The following is a 23,378-nucleotide window of genomic DNA, read 5'->3' on the forward strand; positions in this document are numbered from 1 at the left end:
AATTTGCGGCTACCGCCGCGTGGGCGCGACCAGCCACGACACACCCGCAGCCGCCGACGCGCCGACGCTCAACCCTTGACCGCGCCCGTCAACATGCCCTTCTTGAAATGCCGCTGCACGAACGGCGAAAGCACAGCCACCGGCAGCAAAGCCATCACCATCACAGCCATCTGAACGGCCAGCCCCGACAACTGCCCCGTCTTGATCGCCTGCCCCAACCCCACCGGCGCCTCCTGCTTCTGCACCAGCTGGATCATGACGTTCTGCAACGGCATCATGTCCTGGTCGTTCAGATACAGCGACGCGTTGAACCAGGCACTCCAGTACCCCACCGCGTAGAACAGCGTGATGACAGCGATGACCGCCCGCGACAACGGCATCACGATCTGCCAGAGAATCCGGAAATCCCCGGCCCCATCGATCCGCGCACTGTCGGTCAGCTCCGACGAGATCCCCATGAAGAACCCGCGCAGCACCAGGATGTTGAAGACACTGATCGCACTCGGCAGGATCAGTGCGAGGTAACTGTCCGTCAGCCCAAGGGTCTGCACCAGCAGATACGTCGGGATGAGCCCGGCGCTGAAGAACATCGTCGCCAGCAACACCATGAGAATCCACCGGTGCCCGAGCGACCCCGAGCGCGACAACCCGTACGCGCACAGCACGGACACCGTCATCGAGAACGCGGTACCCACGACAGTGACGAGCACGCTGACGATCGCCGCCCGGGTGACCTGCCCTCCGCTGAGCAGCTCCTGGTAGGCGACGAAGGTGATGTCCTTCGGCACCATCACCAGGCCGCCGGCCTCGTCGATGGTCTTGCGCGAGGAAAGACTCGTGACCACCACGATCCACAGCGGGAACAGAATCGCCAGGCACGCGATACCGAGCACGAGCCCCTTGCTCGCCAGCCCCGCCTTCGAGGCGGGTTCCTCCCAGACCGGCCGGGGCGGCGCGGCCCACCGGCCGGGTTCACGCACAGGCTTCTCGATCAGCGCGGTCACTTCTTGTACACCCCCTGCTCGCCCATGAGATGGGCCACCTTGTTCGCGGCCAGGACGAGACCGATGCTGATGACGCCCTTGACGAGTCCGGCGGCGGCCGCGTAGCCGAAGTCCTGGTTGCGGACGCCGTTCCACCACACGAAGGTGTCGAGCACCTCCGCGGCACCCGGCCCCACCGCGTCTCTCTGCAACAGGATCTGTTCGAAGCCGACGGTCAGCGCGTCGCCGACCCGCAGCACCAGCAGCAGCGCGATCACCGGCCGCAGCGCGGGCAGCGTGACGTGCCACATGCGCCGCCACCGTGACGCCCCGTCCATGGCGGCGGCCTCGTACAGGTCCGGGCTCACGGACGCCAGCGCGGCGAGGAAGACGATGATCCCCCAGCCGGCGTCCTTCCACACCGACTGCGCGGTGACGAGGAACTTGAAGGTGTTCGGGTCGGTCATGATGTCGAGACCGTCGTAGCCGTGGTTGCGCAGCAGCGTCGACAACAGTCCGGCGCCGCCGAGCAGTTGCTGGAAGACCGCGATCACCAGCACCCACGAGAAGAAGTGGGGCAGATAGAGAACGGCCTGGGCGATGGCCCGCACCCGGGGCCTGACCACGCTGTTGATGAGCAGCGCGAGCAGGATCGGGATCGGGAAGAACAGCAGGAGCTGGAGGAAGAACAGCACCAGGGTGTTCTGGACCGCCGACCAGAAGGACGAGTCCGCGAAGATCCGCTGGAAGTTCTCCAGCCCCACCCAGGGGCTGTGCAGCATGGACACGACCCCGTTGTCGCTGATGTAGGGGTCGTAGTCCTGGAAGGCCACCACGTTGCCGAGGATCGGCACGTAGTTGAAGAGCAGGACCAGGACGACCGCCGGCAGCGCCATCAGGATCAGGACGCGGTCGCGTCTGAACCGTAGGCGCAGGCTCAGTCTCCCGCGTCGCCCGTCACTGGAACCGGTGGCGCCGCCGGGCGCCACCGGGGTCTTCGCCGTCGTGTCGGCCTCGGTCCTGCTCCGAGGCACCGTGCTGTGGGACACGGCCGTTCTCCTTGCCTCGGTACCTGGTCAGCCGGCCGCGGAGCCGTTCTCGTCGAGGATCTGCTTGTACCAGTCGCGGAGTTTGTCGCCGCCCTTGCTCTTCCAGTCGGAGACGGCCTGCTGCATGTCGCTGATCTTCTTGCGGCCGCGGACGATGTCGTCCTCCAGCTGCTCGAAGTCGTTGGAGAGGTTGGTGTAGCGGTTGGGCTCAGTGATCTGCATGCCCCAGAAGCTGGACTTCTTGGCGAAGGCGCCCATCCGCTGCTCCCACTCGACCTGCCCCTTGGCGACCTCGGGGAAGTCCGGGTGCGCGATGGTCGCTGCGGGGCTCGCGACCATGACGTAGGCGTTCATCACGTCGATGTTGCCCTGGTCGGTCTTGGTCGGGACGCCGTCCTTGACGGTGTAGTGGGTGCCCTCCACACCGTAGTTGGTCATCATGTACTCCTTGGTGCCGTACGGCGCCGCGGTGACGTTGGCGACGGCGAGCACGTCGCGGATGACCGACTCGGAGGCCTTCTTGCTGACGAAGGCGAAGATACCGGCGGGTTGTTCGGCCCACAGGGTGGGGTTACCGCCGTCGTGGCCCCAGACGTCCATGCCCCAGATCTTGAAGTCTGGGTTCTGCTGGGCCTGTTCGGCGGTGCGTCCCCACCACTGGGAGATGTTGTTGGGGTAGATCAGGAACTCGCCCGCCGCGAACTTGGGGCCCGGGTCGGGGGCGTTCTTGCCCAGCTTGGAGTCGGGGTGGACGACCCCGGCGGCGAAGAGCTTGCGGGACCACTCCAGCGCCTCGAGGTACTCCTCGGTCTCGACGCGGTTGACCAACTTGCCGTCGACGAGGGTCCAGCCGAGGGGCTTCTCGCTGCCCGAGAGCACACCGAAGGCCTGGAAGGCGGTCCACTTCATGTCCAGGCAGGCCCACCTCTTGGCCTTGGCGTTGGTGATCTCCTTGGCCAGCGCCATGAACTCGTCGCAGGACTTCGGGATTTCGTAGCCCTCCTTCTCGAAGATGTCCTGCCGGTACAGGGGCACCATGGAAGGGGCGGACGGCGCCGGCATCGGCAGGCCGCGCAGCTTGCCGCCGAAGATGGAGCGCCGCCAGGCGTCGGTCGGGATCGCCGCGAGGTTCGGGTACTCCTTGACCTTGTCCTCGGACAGGTAGGGGCCGAGGTCGGCGAACTTGCTGATGATGGCACTCGGTATCTTGCCGCCCATGTTCCACCCGGGGACGACCACCACGTCCGGGATGTCACTGGAGGCGAGGACCGCGCCCAGCTTCTGGTCGTAGGTGTTGCCGTCCTGGTTCCGCCAGACGACGTCGACGCCGATCAGGTCGTTCATCGCCGTGTAGTAGGCGTTGTTCTGCTTCGGCGGCGACCCCCAGAACGGCGACATGATGGTGACCTTGCCGCCCTTGCCGAGCTTCTTCTCGACCGACGTCTTCAGCGTGGCGAGGTCCAGCTTGCCGGTGAAGCCGACCGCGGAGCCGTTCTTGGCGGCGATGTCCGGCGTCACCACGTTGCTGGCCACATAGGCCGGGAGGATCTTCTTGGCGTCCTTGCCCGACGTGGTGCCGTCACGCGATCCGCTGTCCGAGCCGCCGCAGGCGGCGAGGAGCGGCATCCCCCCGGCCACCGCTGCGGTGGCGACCGCCGTGGAGGCGAGGAAGCTTCTCCGGCTGGGCCCGGAGGAGGCGGAAGCGGCGTTCGGCGTCATTGCGTCAACCCTTCATGGCGCACCAGGACACCCGGCGGTGGGCCGTCGGCTGCGGTGTCTTCAGTGGAACTGGCTGAGCCGAAGCGTTCCTTCGACTTCTACGGTCGCTGCGTAGTCGAAGTAATCGAGTAGTCGAAGCGCTTCGATGTTGCTGTGAGGTTAAGTGAAGCCATGTGGGTGCACAAGGGTCGCTCCCAATATTCCTCGGCGGCCTGGGAGGCAACCTTTTCTTATGCACCGCTTGAAGTGATGGCGCTGCTCCCTTGACACCCACCCCGGTGTCGAATCAGCATCGAAGCGCTTCGAAAGAGCTTCGCCGCTCCACTCCAAGGGGAACCCCACGTGACCGCACAGACGCCGCCCACGCCGCCCTTCCGCGATCCGCAGCTGCCCTTCGCGAAGCGCATCGACGATCTGCTGTCGCGGCTCACCCTCGACGAGAAGACCGCGTTCCTGCACCAGTTCGCGCCGGCCGTGGAGCGCCTCGGCGTCGCCGCGTTCCGCACCGGCCAGGAGGCACTGCACGGCGTGGCCTGGATGGGCCCGGCGACGGTGTTCCCGCAGGCGGTCGGTCTCGCCGCGAGCTGGAACACGGAGCTCGTGCGACAGGTCGGCGACGCGGTATCGAAGGAGGTCCGCGCGATGCGGGCGCGCGACGACCGCGTGGGCCTCAACGTCTGGTCGCCGACCGTCAACCTCCTGCGCCACCCGCTGTGGGGCCGCAACGAGGAGGGCTACTCGGAGGATCCGAAGCTGACCTCCGCGATCGCCACGGCGTACACCCACGGACTGCGCGGCGACCACCCCACGTACTGGCGCACCGCCCCCGTCCTCAAGCACTGGCTGGCCCACAACAACGAGACGGACCGGGCCACCTCGTCGAGCTCGGTGCGCCCGCGCGTGCTGCACGAGTACGACCTGCGCGCCTTCCGCGAGACCGTCGAGGCGGGTGCGGTGGCCGGCGTGATGCCCGCGTACAACCTGGTCAACGGCCGCCCCAACCACGTCAGTCCGTATCTGCGCGAGCAGCTGCGGGCCTGGACGGACGAGGACCTGCTGGTCTGCTCGGACGCGGGCGCGCCCTCCAACCTGGTCGACTTCGAGCACTACTTCGACACCCACGAGGAGGCCACGGCCGCCTCGCTGCTGGCCGGCGTCGACAGCTTCACCGACCACGGCACGGACAGCTCGCTGATCGTCGGGCGGCTCAAGAAGGCCTACGAGCAGGGCCTGTTGAGCGAGGCCGACATCGACACCGCGGTCCGCCGTCAGCTCTCGGTCCGGTTCCGGCTCGGCGAGTTCGACGGCTACGACGAGCCGGGCGCGTACGACACCCCCGAGCACCGGGCCCTCGCCCAGGAGGCGGCGGAGCAGGCCGTCGTCCTGCTGCGCAACGACGGGGTGCTGCCGCTCGCGCCCGACACCCGGCTCGCGGTGGTCGGCCTGCTCGCCGACGAGTGCAAGCTCGACTGGTACAGCGGCACCCTGATCCACCGCTCCACCCCGCTGGAGGGCCTGTACGAGCGGTTCGGCGCCGAGCGCGTGGAGTTCGCGGAGGGCGTGGACCGCGTCCGCCTGCGGACCTCCACCGGCGCCTTCCTCCACGTGCCGGCCGCGGACGCCGACGACGAGGTGCGCGGCGCCGAGGGCGCCCTGGACCCGGCGCTGCTGGCGGGCCGCACCGATCTGCCGCCGCTGACCACGGACCCGACCGGCACCGAACTCGCCCTCGTCGACTGGGGCGAGGGCCTGCTGACCCTGCGCGCCCCCGACGGCCGCTATCTCTCGGTCGCCGAGGACGGCTATGTCCGCGCCGCCGCCGACCAGCCCGGGGGCTGGGTCGTCCAGGAGACGTTCCGGCTCGAACCCCACGAGAACGGACACCTCCTCAGGCACGTCGGTACGGGTCGCCACATCTCTGTCGTCGCCGGCGGAGTAAAGGTTGCCGACGAGAATCCGGAAACCTCCGAGACCCCGGAGATCTTCGAGCTGATCATCGCCGAGCACGGCAGGGACGCGGTGGCCCGGGTCGCCGCAGAGGCGGACGTCGTCCTGGTGATCGCGGGCAACGACCCGCATCTGTGCGGCCGCGAGACCGAGGACCGTACGACCCTCGCGCTCCCCGCCCACCAGGAGGGGCTGCTGCGCGCCGCCCGCACCGCCAACCCGAACACGGTGCTGGCCCTGGTCTCCGCCTACCCGTACGCGGTCGAGCCCGGTCCGCTGCGCGCCGTGCTCTGGACGGCCCACGGCGGCCAGGCCGCGGGTACCGCCCTGGCCCGGGTCCTGGCCGGGGACGTCTCCCCCGCGGGCCGCCTCCCGCAGACCTGGTACGCGGACGACGCCGATCTGCCCGACCTGCTGGATTACGACGTGATCGGCGGCCGGCAGACATACCTCTACTACGAGGGCACACCCCTGTTCCCCTTCGGCCACGGCCTGTCGTACGCGTCGTTCGCGTACGCGGATCTGAACTCCCGGGTCGAGGAAGGGACGTTGCATGTCTCCTGCACGGTCACCAACACCGGCGACGTGACGGCCGACGAGGTCGCCCAGCTCTACACGCGGGCCGTCGACCCGTCGGTGCCGCGCCCGCGCCGCCAGCTGGCCGCGCACCGCCGGGTCACCCTGACGCCGGGCGAGAGGACGGGCGTGGACTTCGAGGTCCCGCTGTCGGAGCTGGAGTTCTGGGACGTGGCGCAGGGCCGCCTCCGTCTCGAACCCGGCCCGTACGACCTGCTGGTGGGCGCCTCCAGCGAGGACATCCGGCTGCGCGCGACCGTCGTCCTGGACGGTGAGCCGGGCACCCCGCGTGCGGTGACCGAACGCGGCCTGGACGGGGCGGACTTCGACGAGCAGAGCGGTGCCGAGATCGTCGACCGCACCAGGACCACGGGCGACGCGGTGACGCCGGCGCCGGACCGGACGGCCGAACTGCTCTACCGTGCCTGCGACTTCGGGCCGGGCGTCACGGAGGTGACGGTGACGGTGGCGGGCGAGGGCACGGTCGAGGTGTCGCTGGACGGCGGCCCTGCGACGGCCGCGCTCTCACCGCGAACGCCCACGTCAGGGCCGTACGACTATGTCACTCTCGCGGCGGGGCTGACGGCTTCCGGCGTGCACGACGTCCACCTGAGACTGCGCGGCCCGCTGCGGCTCGCGCACGTCGGCTTCTCCGGCTGAGGGTCCGGAGGAGACGGCACAGAGAAGGGGCCCGGCACCGGAAGGCATCGGTGCCGGGCCCCTTTTCGGGAGCCTATCTGAAAATGGTTCCCATTAGCTAGAGAGGGTCTCGAAGAGGCGCGTCAGAGAGCGAGCCCCGTCAGGACCAGCACCCGCTCGTAGGTGTAGTCGTCCATCGCGAACTTCACGCCCTCGCGGCCCACACCGGACTGCTTGGCGCCGCCGTACGGCATCTGGTCGGCGCGGTAGGAGGGCACGTCCCCGACGACCACGCCGCCGACCTCAAGGGCACGGTGGGCGCGGAAGGCGGCCTGGAGGTCGTGGGTGAACACGCCCGCCTGGAGGCCGTACTTGGAGTCGTTGACGGCCGCGAAGGCCGCGTCCTCGCCGTCGACCTTCTGCACCGTGAGGACGGGTCCGAAGACCTCCTCGCAGGACAGGGTCGTGCTCGCCGGTACGTCGGTGAGGACGGTCGGCGCGTAGGAGGCGCCGTCGCGGTCGCCGCCGGTGAGGAGGGTGGCGCCGGCCTCGACGGCCTCCTTCACCCACGCCTCGACGCGCTTGGCCGCGTCCTCGCTGACCAGCGGGCCGACGTCCGTCTTGGCGTCGCTCGGGTCACCGGTGACCTGGGCCTCGACGGCGGCGACGATCCGCGGCAGGAGACGGTCGTAGACCGACGCGTCCGCGATGACCCGCTGCACGGAGATGCAGGACTGGCCGCCCTGGTAGTTGGAGAACGTGGCGATACGGGTCGCGGCCCAGTCGAGGTCCGCGTCGCTCGCGTAGTCGCCGAGGACGACGGCCGCGCCGTTGCCGCCCAGCTCCAGGGTGCAGTGCTTGCGCGGCACCGAGTCCATGATCGCGTAGCCGACCTTCTCGGAACCGGTGAAGGAGATGACCGGCAGGCGCTCGTCCTGGACGAGGGCGGGCATCCGGTCGTTCGGCACCGGGAGGATGCTCCAGGAGCCGGCGGGCAGCTCGGTCTCGGCGAGCAGGTCACCGATGACCAGGCCGGAGAGCGGGGTGGCGGGCGCCGGCTTGAGGATGATCGGCACCCCTGCCGCGATCGCCGGGGCGATCTTGTGGGCACACAGGTTCAGCGGGAAGTTGAAGGGCGCGATGCCGAGGACGACGCCCTTCGGGAAGCGCCGGGTGACGGCGAGCCGCCCCTGACCGCCGAGGTCGGTGTCGAGGCGCTGGGCCTCGCCGCTGTTGAAGCGCCGGGCCTCCTCGGCGGCGAACCGGAACACGGAGACGGCGCGGCCGACCTCACCGCGGGCCCACTTGATCGGCTTGCCGTTCTCGGCGGAGATGAGCTGCGCGATCTCCTCGGTGCGCTCGACGAGACGCCGGCTGACGTGGTCGAGGGCGGCGGCGCGGACGTGGGCCGGGGTGGCGGCGAACTCGTCCCGTACGGCGTGGGCGGCGGCGACGGCCTCCTCGGTCTGCGCGTCGCTCGGCACGCTCACCTTGCCGACGACCCGGCCGTCCCAGGGCGAGGTGACGTCGAAGCTGTCCTCGCCGGTGACCTGGCGGCCGGCGAGCCAGAAGGCGTGGGTGGAAGTCATGTCCCGGCCCTTCCGCGTAGGGGGTGTGCGTTGGCTTTCGGGGTCCACGGTAGGGGCGGGGAGGCCAGGGGGCGTTTGTCCGAGGTGGAGTGGTGGGGGGCGGGGGTGTGCCGGTTTGGTGGAGTGCCCTGAAGAGCCCGGCCCGGGACGACCCGGGCCGGGCTCGGGAAGGTGGCGGGATCAGGCTCGCTTGAGGCGGACGGCGACCGTCTCGCTGACGGTCACCGGCTGGGCGTAGTCAGGGTCCGTCGCCGTCGCCCGGGTCTCGACCTCGACGTCACCACGCTGGAAGGGGACGTCCCCGGTGGGTACGGCCGTCGCGGTCCAGGCCACCGGGGCGCCCGGCGTGCAGGACACGGACGTGCTGAAGGAGCCGCGGATGAGCTTCTGGCTCTTCACCTGGGTGATGTCGCCCGCCACATCCACCCGCACCGGCTTGTTGCAGCTCACCGTCCCGTGCACGGTGGCCTTGCCGTTCAGGGTGCTCGCGGTGCCGTCCAGGGCCACGGCGAGGCCCAGGTCGAGCTGCGCGGGCGGGGCCGGGTTGGCGATGTGGACCTCACCGCGGGCCGCGGTGCTGCCTCCCTCGCAGTGCTGCACGAAGCTGGCGTCGAGCTTCTCGACATAGCCCTGCGGGCCGAGCTCCACGTCGGTGATGGTGAACTCGCCGGTGAGCGTGTTGCAGCCGCGCCCGTTGCCGCTGAGGTCGAGACCCGGCTCGGTCGGCTCGTTGAACGGGTAGCGGGTGGCTCCGGTGTAGGTCCCCGGCGCGAGGGTCTGGCCGGCGGGCGCCGTGAGATCCAGGTACCACCAGTCGCCGTTCGCCCCGTCGACGGAGAGGTGGACCCCGTTGCCTGCGGTGTCGGCGGAGATGTTCAGACGATCCTGGGTCGACGTCGAGTAGGCGTAGGACTGGCCGCCGCTGATCCAGTCGCCCTCGTCGCCGCTGAAGGCGAGCGAGCCTTCGGTGACGGGCAGAGCGTGTGCCTCGGTGCCGGACAGCAGGCCGGTGGTGCCGGCGGCCATGCTCAGGGTCAGTGCGAGGACGGCCGCGGCGCGGGCCAGGACGCGTGCGGGCGCGCTGATTCTCATGAATGTTCCCCCCTGCGGATGAAGTGCCAGTGCCCCTGTCGCCGGTGGGAGCGCTTTCCCAGCACCGGCGCAGCGAGTCTGCCAATCGGTGGGATTCATGACAACTGTGTTTCAGGAGACGGCAGTTGTGGTTTCGGCCAACCCGTGGGACGCGCCTACTCCGACGCCGTCGCCTTCAGTGCCAGCCACAGCTCCATCCGTACGTCCGGATCGTCCAGGGACCGTCCGAGGATCTCCTCCACCCGCCGCATCCGGTACCGCAGGGTGTGCCGGTGCACGCCCAGGTCCGCGGCGGCGGCGTCCCACTGGCCGTGCCGGGAGAGCCAGGCCCGCAGGGAGGCGACCAGGTCTCCGCGGCCGGTCGCGTCGTGTTCGTACAGGGGCCGCAGCAACCCGTCGGCGAAGGCCTTCACCGCGTCGTCGGCGAGGAGCGGCACCACCGACCCCGCCGCCAGCTGCTCGTGCTCCACCCACAGCCGCCCCCGGCGCCGGGCGACGGACAGCGCCTGCTCGGCCTGCTTGTAGGCGACGCCGGCGGCGATCGGACCGGCCGGCGCGGACACCCCGACGACGAGTTCCGCGGCCTCACCCTGCTCGCCCGCCCGGGCGGCCTCCAGTACGGCCGTGTACTCCCCGCACGCGCCGACCGCCGCGCCGCCGTCCGCGGCCAGCACCACCAGCCGCTCCCCCTCGGGCACGACCAGCACGGCCTCCCCGGCCCGGGCCGCCGCCGACTCCACGGCCTCGGTGAGCGCCCCCAGCGGATCACCGTCGGCGGCGCCGTCCACGGCCCCCCGTACGGTCGACTCCACTTCGGCGACGATCACCCGGAACGGGGCGTCCAGCAGGGCGCCGTACAGGTCACCGGCCACGGCCCGCGCGTGGTCGGGCTCCCCCGCCAGCAGCATCCGCAGCACCGCCGCCCCGATCCGCTGCTCGGCCGCGTACAGCGACCGGGACCGCTCGGTCGTGAGCGTCAGCAGCGCGATCGCGGAGTGCACGGCGTAGCGCTCCGCCGTGCCGAGCGCCGCGGCGGTCCCCACCGCGAGCGCGGCCCGGGGCCTTCGGCCCGTCCCCAGGGAGTGCAGCTCGACCCGGTCCTCGCCGTCCGGCCCGCCGACCACCGACGACGCCGGCGCGGCCCGCTCGCGCAGCCGCTCCACGTCCGCGGTCAGCCGCGCGGCCCGCCGGCCGGCCCACTCCGGCGCGGTGGCGACGACGGCACCCGACGCGTCGTAGAGCGCCGCCCAGCCGTCGACCTGGCCGGCGAGCGCGGACAGCAGCCCCTCCGGGCCCTCCGCGAGCGCCTGCCGGGTCAGCTCGCGCTGGGCCGCGAACCCCGCTGTCACCGCCCGGTACTGGTCGGCGGCGATGGCGGCGGACACGGCCTTGCTGATGGCGAGGAAGGGGGTGCGCCGGGGCACCTCCAGCAGGGGCAGTCCCTCGGCCTCCGCGGCGGCCACGAGCGCCTCGGGGATGTCCTCGTAGTTGACCCCGACGGCGAAGCCGAGCCCGACGACCCCCGCGCCGACCAGCCGCTTCACATAGCGCCGCATCACCTCCGGGTCCTCCGCGTCCAGTTTCAGCGCGGTGATCAGGAGCAGCTCGCCGCCCTCCATGTACGGCACGGGGTCGGCGAGCTCGCTGACGTGTGCCCAGCGCACGGGGACGTCGAGGCGGTCCTCGCCCGCGCGCACGGTCAGCTTGAGCGCGGAGTGGTGGACGAGCGAGGAGAGGGTGGGCGGCATGGGGCCTTCAGGTCAGTAGTGAGGTGAAGCCGGCGTGATCATTTGGCCGCCGTGTATGAACAGCCTGTGCCGATTCTGCCTCACTGTACGGTCCCCTTCAGCCCCTGAGGTCCACCAGCAGCGGCGGGGTGTGCTCCCCGTTGACGTCGGTCAGCGACAGCACCGCGTGCCCGGGCGGCACCGCGTGCGCCAGCTCGGACGCGGACCAGCGCTCCCGCTCGACCTGCCGCACGGTCACGGCCTCCGTGGTGACGGCCTTGCCGGTGACCAGCTTGCGCAGGGCGTGCATGACCCGGGTCATCGGCTGGTCGGCGAAGACGGTGTGCTGGGCGACGTCCTTGGTCTCCACCCACTCCGTGCCCCAGGCCTCGGCGAAGCGGCCGCCGTCCCAGGTGGTCACCCCGGACAGGGCCATCCGGCAGCCGACGGCCCCGTACAGCGGCCCGTGCAGGGTCTCGGGGACATCGGAGACCGAGCGCAGCGCCAGCACCACTCCGGCGTTCCGCGAGCGCAGCCGCTGGATCCGGCGCAGCGACCCGGGGGTGATCGTGCCGGTGGCGTCGTCGAGGACGAGGCTCACGAAGTGGTCGCGGGTGCCTTCGCCTTCCTCGGCGACCCGCGCGAACTGGGCCAGCACCAGCCGGGCGATCAGCCGCGCGGCCTCCTCGTGGCCGTGCCGGGGCAGATCGATACGGACCCGCAGCGGGTGATGGGCGACGGCACGCAGGGAGAACGGACGGAGGGTGTCGCTACCGGAGCCGTCGGAGGGGACCGTGCCGCCGCCCGAGCCGAAGAAGCCGTCGAAGGCCGGCCGGTCGAGCAGGGCGAGCCGGTCGGCGAGTGCCGGGCCCGGGTCGCCGGGCGCGCCGGCCTGCCGGACGCGGGCGTCCAGCTCACGGCGCATCGCCGCGTGCCGGTCGCCGGCCAGCCGGTCGCGCAGCTCGGCGAGGGTGGCGGGGTCGCCCTCCAGCAGCTCCCGCAGGACGGGCAGGCTCGGGAAGCGGCCGTACGCGGCCCGGTAGGGGCCCAGCAGCTGGGCGAGAGGCCGTACGGCGCGCTCGGCGCCCGTGCCGTCGAGGTCGCCGGCCAGCGCCTCGGCGAGGAACCCGGCCGCCTCGTCGGGGTCGTCGACCTCGGCGTAGGGGTCGAGGTCGTGCACCGAGGCGGGGTCACCGACGCGGACGACCACGTCGTAGGCGGTGTCGGGCCCGAGCGGGGTGCCGGCGCCGCCCACCACGACGACGGCGCAGCTCCCGGTGAGGGCCTGGAGGGTCAGGGCCTCGGTGACCGGGGCGATCACGTGCCGGGTCTTGCCGGCGCCGGACGGGCCGACGACCAGCAGCGAGGTGCGCAGGGTCTCCGGGCCGAGGGCGGCGCCGATCCCGCCGTACGCCAGGGGGGTGCGCTCGGCCTCGGTCCAGCGGCCGATGCGGACCTGCCCGGTGAGCAGGTCGTGGCGGGCGGCGCGGTGGGTGAGGTCGCGGGCGCCCGAGGGGTGGGTGAAGGCGGCGGCGCCCTGCCGGAGGACCGTGTCCGTGAAGTCGGCGAGCCGGCCCAGCCGTCGGGCCCGGGTCCAGCCGCGTTCGATGCGGGCGCAGTCCACGTCGTTCATCCGCCCGGCGAGCAGTTCGGCGGCCAGCAGCTCGGCGGCCTGGTGCTGGCCGGCCTCGCGGAGCTCGGGCCAGCGGGCGCGGGGCTGTTCGGTCACCCCGGCCGGGTCCTGGCCGTGCGCTGCGCGGCGCCGGTCGGCGAGCCAGGTCCGGGCCAGCGGCAGCCAGGCGCCGAGCCGGGCGAAGGGCCACAGGACGAGGAGGACGACGACCGTGTCGAGCAGTTGTCTGGACGGCGACTCGTACACCCCGTACCCGTCGGTGATCAGCACGAGCAGGGAGAACAGCGGGGTGACGACGGGCACGAGGTCCCAGCCGACGACGGGGAAGGAGTCCGGGAAGACGAGGCTGAGCGCGACGAGCGCGCCGAGGGCGGCGAAGAGGGCCCGCGCGGGCTGAGCCTTGCGGCCGACGAAGTGCCGGGCGACGACCGCCCAGCCACCGAGCCGGATCACCACGTACACGAGAACGGCGAAGGAGACACCGCTGTAGACCTCCAGCGCCTCCACGCCCGGATACGGCACCGCCTCCCCCGTCAGCTGCTTGGGGGACGCCAGCGTGCCGCCCCACCACCAGTCGTCCGGGGTGAACAGCCGGAGCACCGTGAACTCGTACGGCACCTCGCCCCGCCGCCAGAACGACCAGACCACGAGCCCGACGACGAGGGGGATCAGCATGCCCGCGACGGTCACCGGGGAGAGCCGCTCGGCCTTCCGGGCCGCCTTCGGCCGCTGGTACCCGAACCGCCAGATACCGGGCTCCGCCGCGGGCCGCTTCTCGTTCAGCCAGTTGGCCACCAGCGCACCCGGGCTCTGCCCCGGCTGCGGCGGCACCCGCGGCGCGTCCGGTGGTCCCGCCGGACGCGGCACCGGGTTCGCATGCGTACCCCGAGCGTCCTGCGTCCCGTCGCTGTCCATCGCCCCTGCTCCCTGACCAGCCGTTCCGTCCACCATCAGCGGCCAATCTAACGCCCCCGCAAGGGGAGTTCACCGCTTACGCGGCCGCTGCCGCCTTTCCCGGACGCCCGGCGGTGCGAGGCCCGCCCGGGTCTCCGCTATGTCCACCACGGACAACCGGTGCCCCGGAAACCGCCCACATGGAGCATGCCCACCCCCCGCTCCCCGCCCTAGCCTGCGAGAAAAGACAAGAAAGCATCCGCAACACCCCCAGGAGCCCCTCATGAGCGCACTTCCGCAGGAGCGCCGGATCGTCACCGCCATCCCCGGCCCGAAGTCGCAGGAGCTGCAGGCCCGCCGCCTGGAAGCGGTCGCGCAGGGCGTGGGCTCGGTGCTGCCCGTGTTCACCGCGCGGGCGGGCGGCGGCATCATCGAGGACGTCGACGGCAACCGGCTCATCGACTTCGGCTCCGGCATCGCGGTGACCAGCGTCGGCGCCTCCGCCGAGGCCGTCGTACGCCGCGCGAGCGCCCAGCTCACCGACTTCACCCACACCTGTTTCATGGTCACGCCGTACGAGGGGTACGTGGAGGTCGCCGAGGCTCTCGCCGAGCTGACCCCCGGTGACCACGCCAAGAAGAGCGCTCTGTTCAACTCCGGCGCCGAGGCCGTCGAGAACGCCGTCAAGATCGCGCGTGCGTACACCAAGCGGCAGGCCGTCGTCGTGTTCGACCACGGGTACCACGGGCGTACGAACCTCACCATGGCGCTGACGGCGAAGAACATGCCGTACAAGCACGGTTTCGGGCCGTTCGCGCCCGAGGTGTACCGCGTGCCCGTCGCCTACGGCTACCGCTGGCCGACCGGTGCCGAGAACGCCGGTCCCGAGGCCGCCGCGCAGGCCATCGACCAGATCACCAAGCAGGTCGGCCCGGACAACGTCGCCGCGATCATCATCGAGCCGGTGCTCGGCGAGGGCGGCTTCATCGAGCCGGCCAAGGGCTTCCTGCCGGCGATCAGCAAGTTCGCCGCGGACAACGGCATCGTCTTCGTCGCCGACGAGATCCAGTCCGGGTTCTGCCGTACCGGTCAGTGGTTCGCGTGCGAGGACGAGGGGATCGTCCCGGACCTGATCACCACCGCCAAGGGCATCGCGGGCGGTCTGCCGCTCGCCGCCGTGACCGGCCGCGCCGAGATCATGGACGCCGCGCACGCCGGTGGCCTGGGCGGTACGTACGGCGGCAACCCCGTCGCCTGTGCCGGTGCGCTCGGCTCCATCGAGACGATGAAGGAGCTCGACCTCAACGCCAGGGCGAAGAACATCGAGGCGATCATGAAGGCCCGCCTCGGGGCCATGGCCGAGAAGTTCGACCTCATCGGTGACGTCCGCGGCCGTGGCGCGATGATCGCCATCGAGCTGGTGAAGGACCGCGCCACCAAGGAGCCGCACGCGGAGGCCACCGCCGCCCTCGCCAAGGCCTGCCACCAGGAGGGTCTGCTCGTCCTCACCTGTGGCACCTACGGCAACGTGCTGCGCTTCCTGCCCCCGCTCGTCATCGGCGAGGACCTCCTCAACGAGGGCCTCGACATCATCGAGCAGGCCTTCGCCCGTATCTGAGCGAACCCCCATCTTTCACAGCCGCCCCAGGCGTGAACGCACAGCGGATTCCGGGTCTGGGGCGGCCGACGGCAGAGGGTGTGAAGAAGGTGTGCGGGGTGCATGGCAGGACCCGATTCCGGCTGTCGTACCCCCACTCGCTGCCGTAGGTTCTACCCAGATGAGAGATACACCCCGCCCACAGGGGACTGTGGGCGACATCAGGCCGGGGCCTCCCCAGCTTCGACCTGGTCGTGCCCTCGCGCACACAACCGGAGCCTCCGGCTCCGGATCTCCTCACCGATCGGACGGTCACGCGCCCCAAACCCCCCGGGGCGCGCGACGATCCGGTCCGGACGGCCGCCCCGGAACCACCCCCCCTGTTCCGGGGCGGCCGACCTCCTTTCTCGGGTCCTCTCTCCTTCTCGGGCTTCCGGCCCTCATCTTCGCGCTGATCACCTGGCAGGTCATGGCCGACGGCCCCCTGCTTCGCCTGGACGAGCGCGTCAGCCGCGCCCTCCTCCACCCGGACCGCGCCTCCGAACTCCTCGCCGACCTGGGCGACATCCAGGTGGCGGTGCCGGTCCTCGGAGTCGGCCTGGTGTACGTGGCTCTGCGCGCCCGGCGCATGGGCACGGACCGTTGGTGGGTGGCGCCGCTCGCCGCGGCCGTTCTGATGGCCCTGGTCCCGGCGCTGATCATCCCGCTCAAGGAACTCACCGGCCGCCACGGCACCCACGTCATGCCGCCCGGCCCCGGTTACTACCCCTCGGGCCACACCGCCACGGCCGCCGTCGCCTACGGCTCCGCGACGCTGCTGCTCCTGCCGTGGCTGCGGACCGCGTGGGCCCGCCGCACCCTCGTCGCGCTCTGCGCCCTCGCCGTGCTCGGCGTCTCCTTCGGGCTGGTCCGCCGCGGCTACCACTGGCCGCTGGACGTCGTCGCCAGCTGGTTCCTGTGCGCGGTGCTGCTCGGGGCGCTGTGGCTCTTCCTCAGCCGGCGCGGTCCCGACCGGCGGCCACCACCCAGCCCTTCCGCGGAACGGCCCTGACCAGCCCGCGTTCCCTGAGGACCTGGTAGGCGCGCTCACCCACCCACACCGCGACGCCCTCCGCCGCGGCGAGCCTCCTCGGGCTCGGCAGCCGTTCGCCCGGGAGCATCCGGCCCGCCGTGATGTCGGCGCGGAGACGGTCGGCCAGCCGGGTCCAGATCTCCTCGGGGCGGCCGTTGTACGTGCCGTTGTGGCGGGGCCGCTCGGACCGGATGGTGTGCCGCTCGGCCTCCGCCGCGTCGGCCGGGTACTCGATCCTGATGCCGATGACATCGGGACCCCACGGCTTGTCGCGCAGGTGGGTGCGGACACGGGTGAGCGGACAGGTCGAGATGCCGACGTACAGCAGGCCCTCGACGCCGTAGAGGCGGTACAGCGCCGTCCCGCGCCCCGCGTACAGGCTGCCTTCCTCGTCGAACAGGCCGCGCAGGAACTGGCTGTCTATGTCGGTCATACGGCCCGGCTCCTTCGCGTCGTCAGGATTCCGGCCGTATCAAAGTAGTCGTCCCGGGGCAGCCCGGGGCAGCCTCTTCGAGCAGTGGTCCGCGTCGGCCGCACGGGCGGCCGACGAGATGTCGGACGAAGGACGCGTGAAGAGCCGTCACGGTGTCACGGTGTGCTGTCGGGAAGGGGGAATGTGACAGCCCGCGTGACAGTGCGCTCTTCGGGCGGGATCAGCCTTCGTCGTCGGTGGCCAGAGCGGCCGCCGCCTCGTGCATCGCCAGTTCGAGGAGCGCCGGGTCGGTCAGGGTGCCCGAGCCGTCGGGCGGGACCAGCCAGCGGACCCCGCCGGTGGCGCGTCCGGGATACGGCACGACGATCCAGGTGCCCGCACCGGCCGTGCGGATGCCCGTGCCGACCCAGCGCGCGGCCGTGCCGGGCGGCACGAGGAATCCCATCCGCGCGTCACCGAAGTCGACCAGCACCGGACCGGGCTGGTCGATGATGCGGGTGAGGACGTCGAGCGTGGGGTAGCCGAGCTCGCCCGGCAGGATGAGCACGTCCCAGGCCTTGCCGGCGGGCAGCAGCGCGACCCCGAGGGGGTTGCGCTCCCACTCCCAGCGGCAGGCCTCGGGATCCGGAGCCACGGATGCCAGCCACTCGACCGCCGTCTTCGCCCCAGTCATGAGGGGACCTCCCTTTTCCTCCGTGGACGCGGAGCGCGTCCACGAGGGAGAGGGAGGTCCCGGTCAGGCATTACGCGGGTTTCGGCACCTTGTTGGAGTGAACTGGATCACACGCCCAATGCGCCCCGTGAGAACGGGCGTCAGCTGTCGAAGCCCAGGCCCAGCCGGTCCATGGTCTTCAGCCACAGATTGCGCCGCCCACCGTGCGAGTCCGCGCGCGCCAGCGACCACTTGGTCAGCGCGATGCCGGTCCAGGCGAACGGCTCGGGCGGGAAGGGCAGCGGCTTCTTGCGGACCATCTCCAGGGAGGTCCGCTCGGTGACCTCGCCGTCCAGCAGGTCCAGCATCACGTCCGCGCCGAACCGGGTCGCACCGACACCGAGGCCCGTGTAGCCCGCCGCGTAGGCGACGTTGCCGTGGTGGGCGGTGCCGAAGAAGGCCGAGAAGCGCGAGCAGGTGTCGATCGCGCCGCCCCACGCGTGCGTGAAGCGGACGCCCTCCAGCTGGGGGAAGCAGGTGAAGAAGTGGTCGGCGAGCTTGGCGTAGGTCTCCGGCCGGTCGTCGTACTCGGCGCGCACCCGGCCGCCGTAGTGGTGGACGGCGTCGTAACCGCCCCACAGGATCCGGTTGTCGGCGGAGAGCCGGAAGTAGTGGAACTGGTTGGCCGAGTCCCCGAGGCCCTGCCGGTTCTTCCAGCCGATCTCCTTGAGCTGGTCGTCGCTCAGCGGCTCGGTCATCAGCGCGTAGTCGTAGACCGGGACGGTGTACGAGCGCACCCGCTTGACCAGGTTGGGGAAGATGTTGGTGCCGAGCGCGACCTTGCGGGCGCGGACCGACCCGTAGGGGGTGCGTACGGCCATGCCGGCGCCGTACGGCTTCAGGGTCAGGGCCGGCGTGTGCTCGTAGACACGGACGCCGAGGTCGACGCAGGCCCGCTTCAGACCCCAGGCGAGCTTCGCCGGGTTGAGCATGGCGACGCCTCGGCGGTCGTACAGCCCCGCCTGGAACGTCGGCGAGTCGACCTGTTCCCGCACCGCCTCCGCGTCCAGGAACTCCACGCCCTCGGCGAGACCCTCGCGCTCCATCTCCTCGTACCAGTCGCGCAGTTCCCACGCCTGGTACGTCTCGGTGGCGACGTCGATCTCGCCGGTGCGCTCGAAGTCGCAGTCCAGGGAGTAGCGGGCGACCGCCTCCTCGATCTCGTCGAGGTTGCGGGCGCCCAGCTCCTCCAGCTTGTGGATCTCGTCCGGCCAGCGGGTCAGCCCGTTGCCCAGACCGTGGGTGAGGGAGGCGGCGCAGAAGCCGCCGTTGCGGCCCGAGGCGGCCCAGCCCACCTCGCGGCCTTCCAGCAGGACCACGTCCCGTCGCGGGTCGCGCTCCTTGGCGAGGAGCGCGGTCCACAGTCCGCTGTAGCCACCGCCGACGACCAGGAGGTCGCAGGTCTCGGGGCCGGTGAGCGCGGGCTCGGGGTGGGGCTTGCCGGGGTCGTCCAGCCAGTACGGGACCGGCTGGGCTTCGGAAAGTGCCTTGATCGAATGACTGCCACGGCTCATGGCGCTCGGGGCCATGATTTCAACTCCCTACAGGGCGTTACGCAGTAAAGGCTTATGCCTTTTGCTTGTTACGGCGATTGGTGATGACCATAGAGGTCAGGACGAGCAGGACGGCGACGAGGAACATGGCCGTACCGATCACATTGATCTGAACGGGTGTGCCGCGCTGTGCCGAGCCCCAGACGAACATGGGGAACGTGACGGTCGAGCCCGCGTTGAAATTGGTGATGATGAAATCGTCGAAGGAGAGCGCGAAGGCGAGCAGCGCGCCGGCCGCGATTCCGGGGGCGGCGATGGGGAGAGTGACCCGGACGAAGGTCTGGAACGGCCCGGCGTAGAGGTCCTGGGCCGCCTGTTCCAGCCTCGGGTCCATCGACATCACGCGTGCCTTCACCGCCGTCACGACGAAGCTGAGGCAGAACATGATGTGGGCGATGAGGATCGTCCAGAAGCCCAGCTGGGCGCCCATGTTGAGGAACAGGGTGAGCAGCGAGGCGGCCATGACGACCTCGGGCATCGCCATCGGCAGGAAGATCAGCGAGTTCACGGCGCCGCGGGCGCGGAACCGGTAGCGGACCAGGGCGAAGGCGATCATCGTGCCGAGGATGGTGGCGCCGATCGTCGCGAGGGCCGCGATCTGGAGGCTGATCGACAGCGAGCCGCACATGTCGGCGACGCCGCACGGGTCCTTCCAGGCGTCCGTGGAGAACTGCTGCCATTCGTAGTTGAAGCGCCCCTTCGGTTTGTTGAAGGAGAACACCGTGACGACGACGTTCGGCAGCAGGAGATATCCGAGCGTCAGCAGTCCCGCGATGACGACGAAATTGCGCTTGAGCCAGTTGACGAAGGCCATTTAAACCAGATCCTCCGTTCCGGACCGGCGGATGTAGACCGTGACCATGACGAGGATGGCGGCCATCAGGATGAAGGAGAGCGCCGCCGCCGTCGGGTAGTCCAGAATGCGCAGGAACTGGGACTGGATGACGTTGCCGACCATGCGGGTGTCGGTCGAGCCGAGCAGGTCCGCGTTGACGTAGTCACCGGCCGCGGGGATGAACGTCAGCAGCGTGCCGGAGACGACGCCCGGCATCGACAGCGGGAAGGTCACCTTGCGGAACGTGGTGATCGGCTTGGCGTACAGGTCGCCTGCGGCCTCGTGGAGGCGGGTGTCGATGCGTTCCAGCGAGGTGTACAGCGGCAGGATCATGAACGGCAGGAAGTTGTACGTCAGACCGCAGACGACCGCCAGCGGCGTGGCCAGCACCCGGTCGCCGGTGGTCCAGCCGAGCCAGCTGGTGACGTCCAGGACGTGCAGGGTGTTGAGCGCCCCGACGACCGGGCCGCTGTCCGCGAGGATCGTCTTCCAGGCGAGGGTGCGGATCAGGAAGCTGGTGAAGAACGGCGCGATCACCAGGATCATGATCAGGTTCCGCCAGCGGCCCGCCCGGAAGGCGATGAGGTACGCGAGCGGATAGCCGAGGATCAGACAGAGGATCGTCGCGGAGCCCGCGTACAGGATCGAGCGCAGATACTGCGGCCAGTACTCGGACAGGGCGTCCCAGTAGGTGGCGAAGTGCCAGGTGACCTTGTAGCCCTCCTCCAGGGAGCCCGTCTGCACGGACGTGGAGGCCTGGTAGACCATCGGCAGCGCGAAGAAGACGACCAGCCAGAGCATGCCGGGCAGCAGCAGCCAGTACGGCACGAGCCGGCCGCGCCTGCGGGGCGGCTTCTTCTCCGGTGCGGTCGGGGAGAGAGGCGGGGGCGCCTCGGTGAGGGTCGCCATCAGACCGCAGCCTCTTCCTGGATGCCCGCGTCGATGTCCTGGGCGGCGTCGAGGCCGAAGGTGTGGGCCGGGCTCCAGTGCAGGACGACGTCGGCGCCGGGCACGAGCCGGGAGTCCCGCTCGATGTTCTGGGCGTAGACCTCGAACTCGGGGCAGACCGCGCTGTCGATGACGTACTGCGTGGAGACGCCGATGAAACTGCTGTGGGCGATCTTGCCGGTGATGCGGTTGCGGCCCTCGGGGATCTCGCCCGCGTCGTCGGCGTGGGTGAGGGAGATCTTCTCCGGGCGGACGCCGACCAGCACCTTGCCGCCGGTCGTGGTGGGCGCGGAACAGCGCGCCTCGGGCAGCACGAGCTTGCCGCCGCCGGCCTTGAGGACGATGTCGTCGCCGCTCTTGGAGTCGACCTCGGCCTCGATGAGGTTGGAGGTGCCGAGGAAGTTGGCGACGAAGGTGGTGTTGGGGTTCTCGTAGAGATCGTTGGGCGAGCCGAGCTGCTCCACCCGCCCCGCGTTCATCACGGCGACCGTGTCGGCCATGGTCATGGCCTCCTCCTGGTCGTGCGTGACATGCACGAAGGTGATGCCGACCTCGGTCTGGATGCGCTTGAGCTCCAGCTGCATCTGGCGGCGCAGCTTGAGGTCGAGGGCGCCGAGGGGCTCGTCGAGGAGAAGCACCTTGGGGTGGTTGATGAGCGCGCGGGCGACGGCGACGCGCTGCTGCTGGCCGCCGGAGAGCTGGTGCGGCTTCTTGCGGGCCTGCTCACCGAGCTGCACGAGCTCCAGCATGTCCTCGACCTGCTTCTTCACGCTCTTGATGCCGCGCCGGCGCAGGCCGAAGGCGACGTTCTCGAAGATGTCGAGGTGCGGGAACAGGGCGTAGGACTGGAAGACGGTGTTCACCGGCCGCTTGTAGGGCGGCAGGTGGGTGACCTCCTGGTCGCCGAGGAACACGGTGCCGGTCGTCGGCTCCTCCAGGCCCGCGATCATCCGCAGGGTGGTGGTCTTGCCGCAGCCGGAGGCGCCGAGCAGGGCGAAGAAGGAGCCCTGCGGCACGGTCAGGTCCAGCGGCTGTACGGCGGTGAAGCCGTTGTCGTACGTCTTGCTGATGCCCGAGAGGCGGACGTCCCCGCCGGTTTCGTTCTTGTTCGTCACGGTGGTCACGCCCCAGTCAGCTTCGCGAACTTCTCTTCGAACTCGGTCTCTTCCTTCGAGCTCAGTGAGCGGAAGGCGTGGGACTTCGCGGCCATGGCCTTGTCCGGGATGATCAGCGGGTTGTTCGCCGCATCCGGGTCGAGCTTCTCCAGCTCGGCCTTCACCCCGTCGACCGGCGTCACGTAGTTGATGTACGCGGCGAGCTCGGCGGCCGGCTTCGGCTCGTAGTAGAAGTCGATGAGCCGCTCGGCGTTCGTCTTGTGCCGGGCCTTGTTGGGGATCAGGAAGTTGTCGGTCGACGTCATGTATCCGCTGTCCGGGATGATGAAGTCGATGTCCGGGCTGTCGGCCTTCAGCTGTACGACGTCGCCGGCCCAGGCGATACAGGCCGCGAAGTCGCCGCTGGTCAGGTCCGACGTGTAGTCGTTGCCGGTGAAGCGGCGGATCTGGCCCTTGTCGACGGCCTTCTGCATCCGGGCGATCGCCGCGTCGTAGTCGTCGGCGGTGAACTTCGCGGGGTCCTTGCCCATGTCGAGCAGGGTCATGCCGACGCTGTCGCGCATCTCGGAGAGGAAGCCGACACGCCCCTTGAGCTTGGGGTTGTCGAGCAGGTCGGAGACCGACTTCACCTCCACACCGTCCAGCGCCTTCTTGTTGTAGGCGATGACGGTCGAGATGCCCTGCCATACGTAGCTGTAGGCGCGTCCCGGGTCCCAGTCGGGGTCGCGGAACTGGGCCGACAGGTTGGCGTAGGCGTGCGGAAGGTTCGACGAGTCGAGCTTCTGCACCCAGCCGAGGCGGATCAGCCGGGCCGCGAGCCAGTCGGTGAGGACGATGATGTCGCGCCCGGTGTCCTGGCCCGCCGCCAGCTGCGGCTTGATCTTGCCGAAGAACTCGACGTTGTCGTTGATGTCCTCGGTGTACTTGACCGAGATACCGGTCCGCTGCTTGAACTGGTCGAGCGTGGGGTGGTGTTTCTCGCTCTCGTCCACGTCGATGTACTCGGTCCAGTTGGAGAAGTTGACGACCTTCTCCTTGGCCGAGTGGTCCTCTGCGGAGACGCCGCCCTGGGTGTTGCCGGCCGCGGGGATGCCGCAGCCGGTCAGCGCCCCGAGGCCGCCGACCGCGAGCGCGCCGCCCGCGGAGGCGCGCAGCAGGGACCGCCGGGTCATGGCGGCCCGGCCATTGCGGAAGCTGCGCCGCATGGCGGCCACTTGGGCCGGGCTCAGGCGGTCGGGCTCGTACTGCTCCATGCGCGTGGTGCC

17 protein-coding genes are annotated in these 23,378 nt (G+C 70.4%); 3 read left to right on the plus strand and 14 right to left on the minus strand.

Going from position 1 to position 23,378, the window contains the following annotated elements; all coding sequences use genetic code 11:
- Nucleotides 1-68 precede the first annotated feature (68 nt).
- Genes OG885_RS13460 through OG885_RS13470 form a run of 3 tightly spaced genes read right to left on the minus strand, consistent with a single transcriptional unit; the run spans nucleotide 69 to nucleotide 3,751 of the window.
- Complete coding sequence (locus OG885_RS13460) at nucleotides 69-1,004, minus strand: carbohydrate ABC transporter permease (RefSeq protein ID WP_405730663.1); 936 nt, start codon at nucleotides 1,002-1,004, stop codon at nucleotides 69-71.
- A complete protein-coding gene (locus OG885_RS13465; RefSeq protein ID WP_405730665.1) occupies nucleotides 1,001-2,032 on the minus strand; it encodes an ABC transporter permease in 1,032 nt (343 codons plus the stop codon). Before OG885_RS13465 ends, OG885_RS13460 begins: the two co-directional genes overlap by 4 nt.
- Before the next feature lie 27 nt (nucleotides 2,033-2,059).
- On the minus strand, nucleotides 2,060-3,751 hold the full coding sequence (locus tag OG885_RS13470; protein ID WP_405730667.1) for an extracellular solute-binding protein: 1,692 nt from the start codon (nucleotides 3,749-3,751) through the stop codon (nucleotides 2,060-2,062).
- 342 nt (nucleotides 3,752-4,093) lie between these two features.
- Between OG885_RS13470 and OG885_RS13475 the strand changes: the two genes are divergently transcribed.
- On the plus strand, nucleotides 4,094-6,934 hold the full coding sequence (locus tag OG885_RS13475; protein ID WP_405730669.1) for a glycoside hydrolase family 3 C-terminal domain-containing protein: 2,841 nt from the start codon (nucleotides 4,094-4,096) through the stop codon (nucleotides 6,932-6,934).
- A gap of 122 nt (nucleotides 6,935-7,056) precedes the next feature.
- Here the strand turns inward: OG885_RS13475 and OG885_RS13480 are convergent, their stop codons facing one another.
- From OG885_RS13480 to OG885_RS13495, 4 genes are all read right to left on the minus strand, one after another.
- Nucleotides 7,057-8,502: an aldehyde dehydrogenase family protein gene (locus OG885_RS13480; RefSeq protein WP_405730671.1), complete on the minus strand. Its 1,446-nt coding sequence runs from the start codon at nucleotides 8,500-8,502 to the stop codon at nucleotides 7,057-7,059.
- 180 nt (nucleotides 8,503-8,682) lie between these two features.
- The gene (locus OG885_RS13485; RefSeq protein WP_405730673.1) at nucleotides 8,683-9,594 is read right to left on the minus strand and encodes a hypothetical protein; all 912 of its coding nucleotides are present in this window, start codon (nucleotides 9,592-9,594) and stop codon (nucleotides 8,683-8,685) included.
- 155 nt (nucleotides 9,595-9,749) lie between these two features.
- Entirely contained in the window at nucleotides 9,750-11,342 is a 1,593-nt protein-coding gene (locus OG885_RS13490; RefSeq protein ID WP_405730675.1) for a PucR family transcriptional regulator, read from the minus strand.
- Between the two features lie 97 nt (nucleotides 11,343-11,439).
- Nucleotides 11,440-13,869: an ATP/GTP-binding protein gene (locus tag OG885_RS13495; protein ID WP_405730677.1), complete on the minus strand. Its 2,430-nt coding sequence runs from the start codon at nucleotides 13,867-13,869 to the stop codon at nucleotides 11,440-11,442.
- A gap of 262 nt (nucleotides 13,870-14,131) precedes the next feature.
- On the opposite strand from OG885_RS13495, the gene gabT reads away from it, so the two are divergent.
- Together gabT and OG885_RS13505 are read left to right on the plus strand one after the other, a co-directional pair.
- Nucleotides 14,132-15,466, plus strand: coding sequence for a 4-aminobutyrate--2-oxoglutarate transaminase (gene gabT / locus OG885_RS13500; RefSeq protein WP_405730679.1), 1,335 nt, complete (start codon nucleotides 14,132-14,134; stop codon nucleotides 15,464-15,466).
- 190 nt (nucleotides 15,467-15,656) lie between these two features.
- On the plus strand, nucleotides 15,657-16,496 hold the full coding sequence (locus OG885_RS13505) for a phosphatase PAP2 family protein (RefSeq protein WP_405742723.1): 840 nt from the start codon (nucleotides 15,657-15,659) through the stop codon (nucleotides 16,494-16,496).
- On the opposite strand, the gene OG885_RS13510 is transcribed toward OG885_RS13505, so the two are convergent.
- The 7 genes from OG885_RS13510 to OG885_RS13540 form a co-directional block, all read right to left on the minus strand.
- A complete protein-coding gene (locus tag OG885_RS13510; protein WP_405730681.1) occupies nucleotides 16,438-16,950 on the minus strand; it encodes a GntR family transcriptional regulator in 513 nt (170 codons plus the stop codon). The two genes, OG885_RS13505 and OG885_RS13510, sit on opposite strands and share 59 nt — an antisense overlap.
- A 220-nt stretch (nucleotides 16,951-17,170) precedes the next feature.
- Entirely contained in the window at nucleotides 17,171-17,623 is a 453-nt protein-coding gene (locus OG885_RS13515; protein WP_405730683.1) for a hypothetical protein, read from the minus strand.
- A 140-nt stretch (nucleotides 17,624-17,763) separates the two neighbouring features.
- A complete protein-coding gene (locus tag OG885_RS13520; protein WP_405730685.1) occupies nucleotides 17,764-19,191 on the minus strand; it encodes an NAD(P)/FAD-dependent oxidoreductase in 1,428 nt (475 codons plus the stop codon).
- Nucleotides 19,192-19,228: 37 nt separating this feature from the next.
- Nucleotides 19,229-20,029, minus strand: coding sequence for an ABC transporter permease (locus OG885_RS13525; protein ID WP_405730687.1), 801 nt, complete (start codon nucleotides 20,027-20,029; stop codon nucleotides 19,229-19,231).
- Nucleotides 20,030-20,959 carry an ABC transporter permease gene (locus tag OG885_RS13530; protein ID WP_405730689.1) on the minus strand — a complete coding sequence of 310 codons (930 nt, stop codon included), beginning with the start codon at nucleotides 20,957-20,959 and terminating at the stop codon, nucleotides 20,030-20,032.
- Nucleotides 20,959-22,122 carry an ABC transporter ATP-binding protein gene (locus OG885_RS13535; protein ID WP_405730691.1) on the minus strand — a complete coding sequence of 388 codons (1,164 nt, stop codon included), beginning with the start codon at nucleotides 22,120-22,122 and terminating at the stop codon, nucleotides 20,959-20,961. Before OG885_RS13535 ends, OG885_RS13530 begins: the two co-directional genes overlap by 1 nt.
- The gene (locus tag OG885_RS13540) at nucleotides 22,119-23,366 is read right to left on the minus strand and encodes a spermidine/putrescine ABC transporter substrate-binding protein (RefSeq protein WP_405730693.1); all 1,248 of its coding nucleotides are present in this window, start codon (nucleotides 23,364-23,366) and stop codon (nucleotides 22,119-22,121) included. Before OG885_RS13540 ends, OG885_RS13535 begins: the two co-directional genes overlap by 4 nt.
- Nucleotides 23,367-23,378: the final 12 nt, after the last annotated feature.

The sequence above is a fragment of the Streptomyces sp. NBC_00028 genome, from assembly GCF_045041065.1.
Lineage (GTDB): Bacteria > Actinomycetota > Actinomycetes > Streptomycetales > Streptomycetaceae > Streptomyces.

What these genes read in the sequence shown, in the direction of transcription:
- OG885_RS13530 (WP_405730689.1), bottom strand. Translation starts at nt 20,959, where the DNA reads ATGGCGACCCTCACCGAGGCGCCCCCGCCTCTCTCCCCGACCGCACCG.
- OG885_RS13470 (WP_405730667.1), bottom strand. Translation starts at nt 3,751, where the DNA reads ATGACGCCGAACGCCGCTTCCGCCTCCTCCGGGCCCAGCCGGAGAAGC.
- OG885_RS13485 (WP_405730673.1), bottom strand. Translation starts at nt 9,594, where the DNA reads ATGAGAATCAGCGCGCCCGCACGCGTCCTGGCCCGCGCCGCGGCCGTC.
- OG885_RS13490 (WP_405730675.1), bottom strand. Translation starts at nt 11,342, where the DNA reads ATGCCGCCCACCCTCTCCTCGCTCGTCCACCACTCCGCGCTCAAGCTG.
- OG885_RS13495 (WP_405730677.1), bottom strand. Translation starts at nt 13,869, where the DNA reads ATGGACAGCGACGGGACGCAGGACGCTCGGGGTACGCATGCGAACCCG.
- OG885_RS13515 (WP_405730683.1), bottom strand. Translation starts at nt 17,623, where the DNA reads ATGACTGGGGCGAAGACGGCGGTCGAGTGGCTGGCATCCGTGGCTCCG.
- OG885_RS13480 (WP_405730671.1), bottom strand. Translation starts at nt 8,502, where the DNA reads ATGACTTCCACCCACGCCTTCTGGCTCGCCGGCCGCCAGGTCACCGGC.
- OG885_RS13525 (WP_405730687.1), bottom strand. Translation starts at nt 20,029, where the DNA reads ATGGCCTTCGTCAACTGGCTCAAGCGCAATTTCGTCGTCATCGCGGGA.
- OG885_RS13540 (WP_405730693.1), bottom strand. Translation starts at nt 23,366, where the DNA reads ATGGAGCAGTACGAGCCCGACCGCCTGAGCCCGGCCCAAGTGGCCGCC.
- OG885_RS13520 (WP_405730685.1), bottom strand. Translation starts at nt 19,191, where the DNA reads ATGGCCCCGAGCGCCATGAGCCGTGGCAGTCATTCGATCAAGGCACTT.
- OG885_RS13510 (WP_405730681.1), bottom strand. Translation starts at nt 16,950, where the DNA reads ATGACCGACATAGACAGCCAGTTCCTGCGCGGCCTGTTCGACGAGGAA.
- gabT (WP_405730679.1), top strand. Translation starts at nt 14,132, where the DNA reads ATGAGCGCACTTCCGCAGGAGCGCCGGATCGTCACCGCCATCCCCGGC.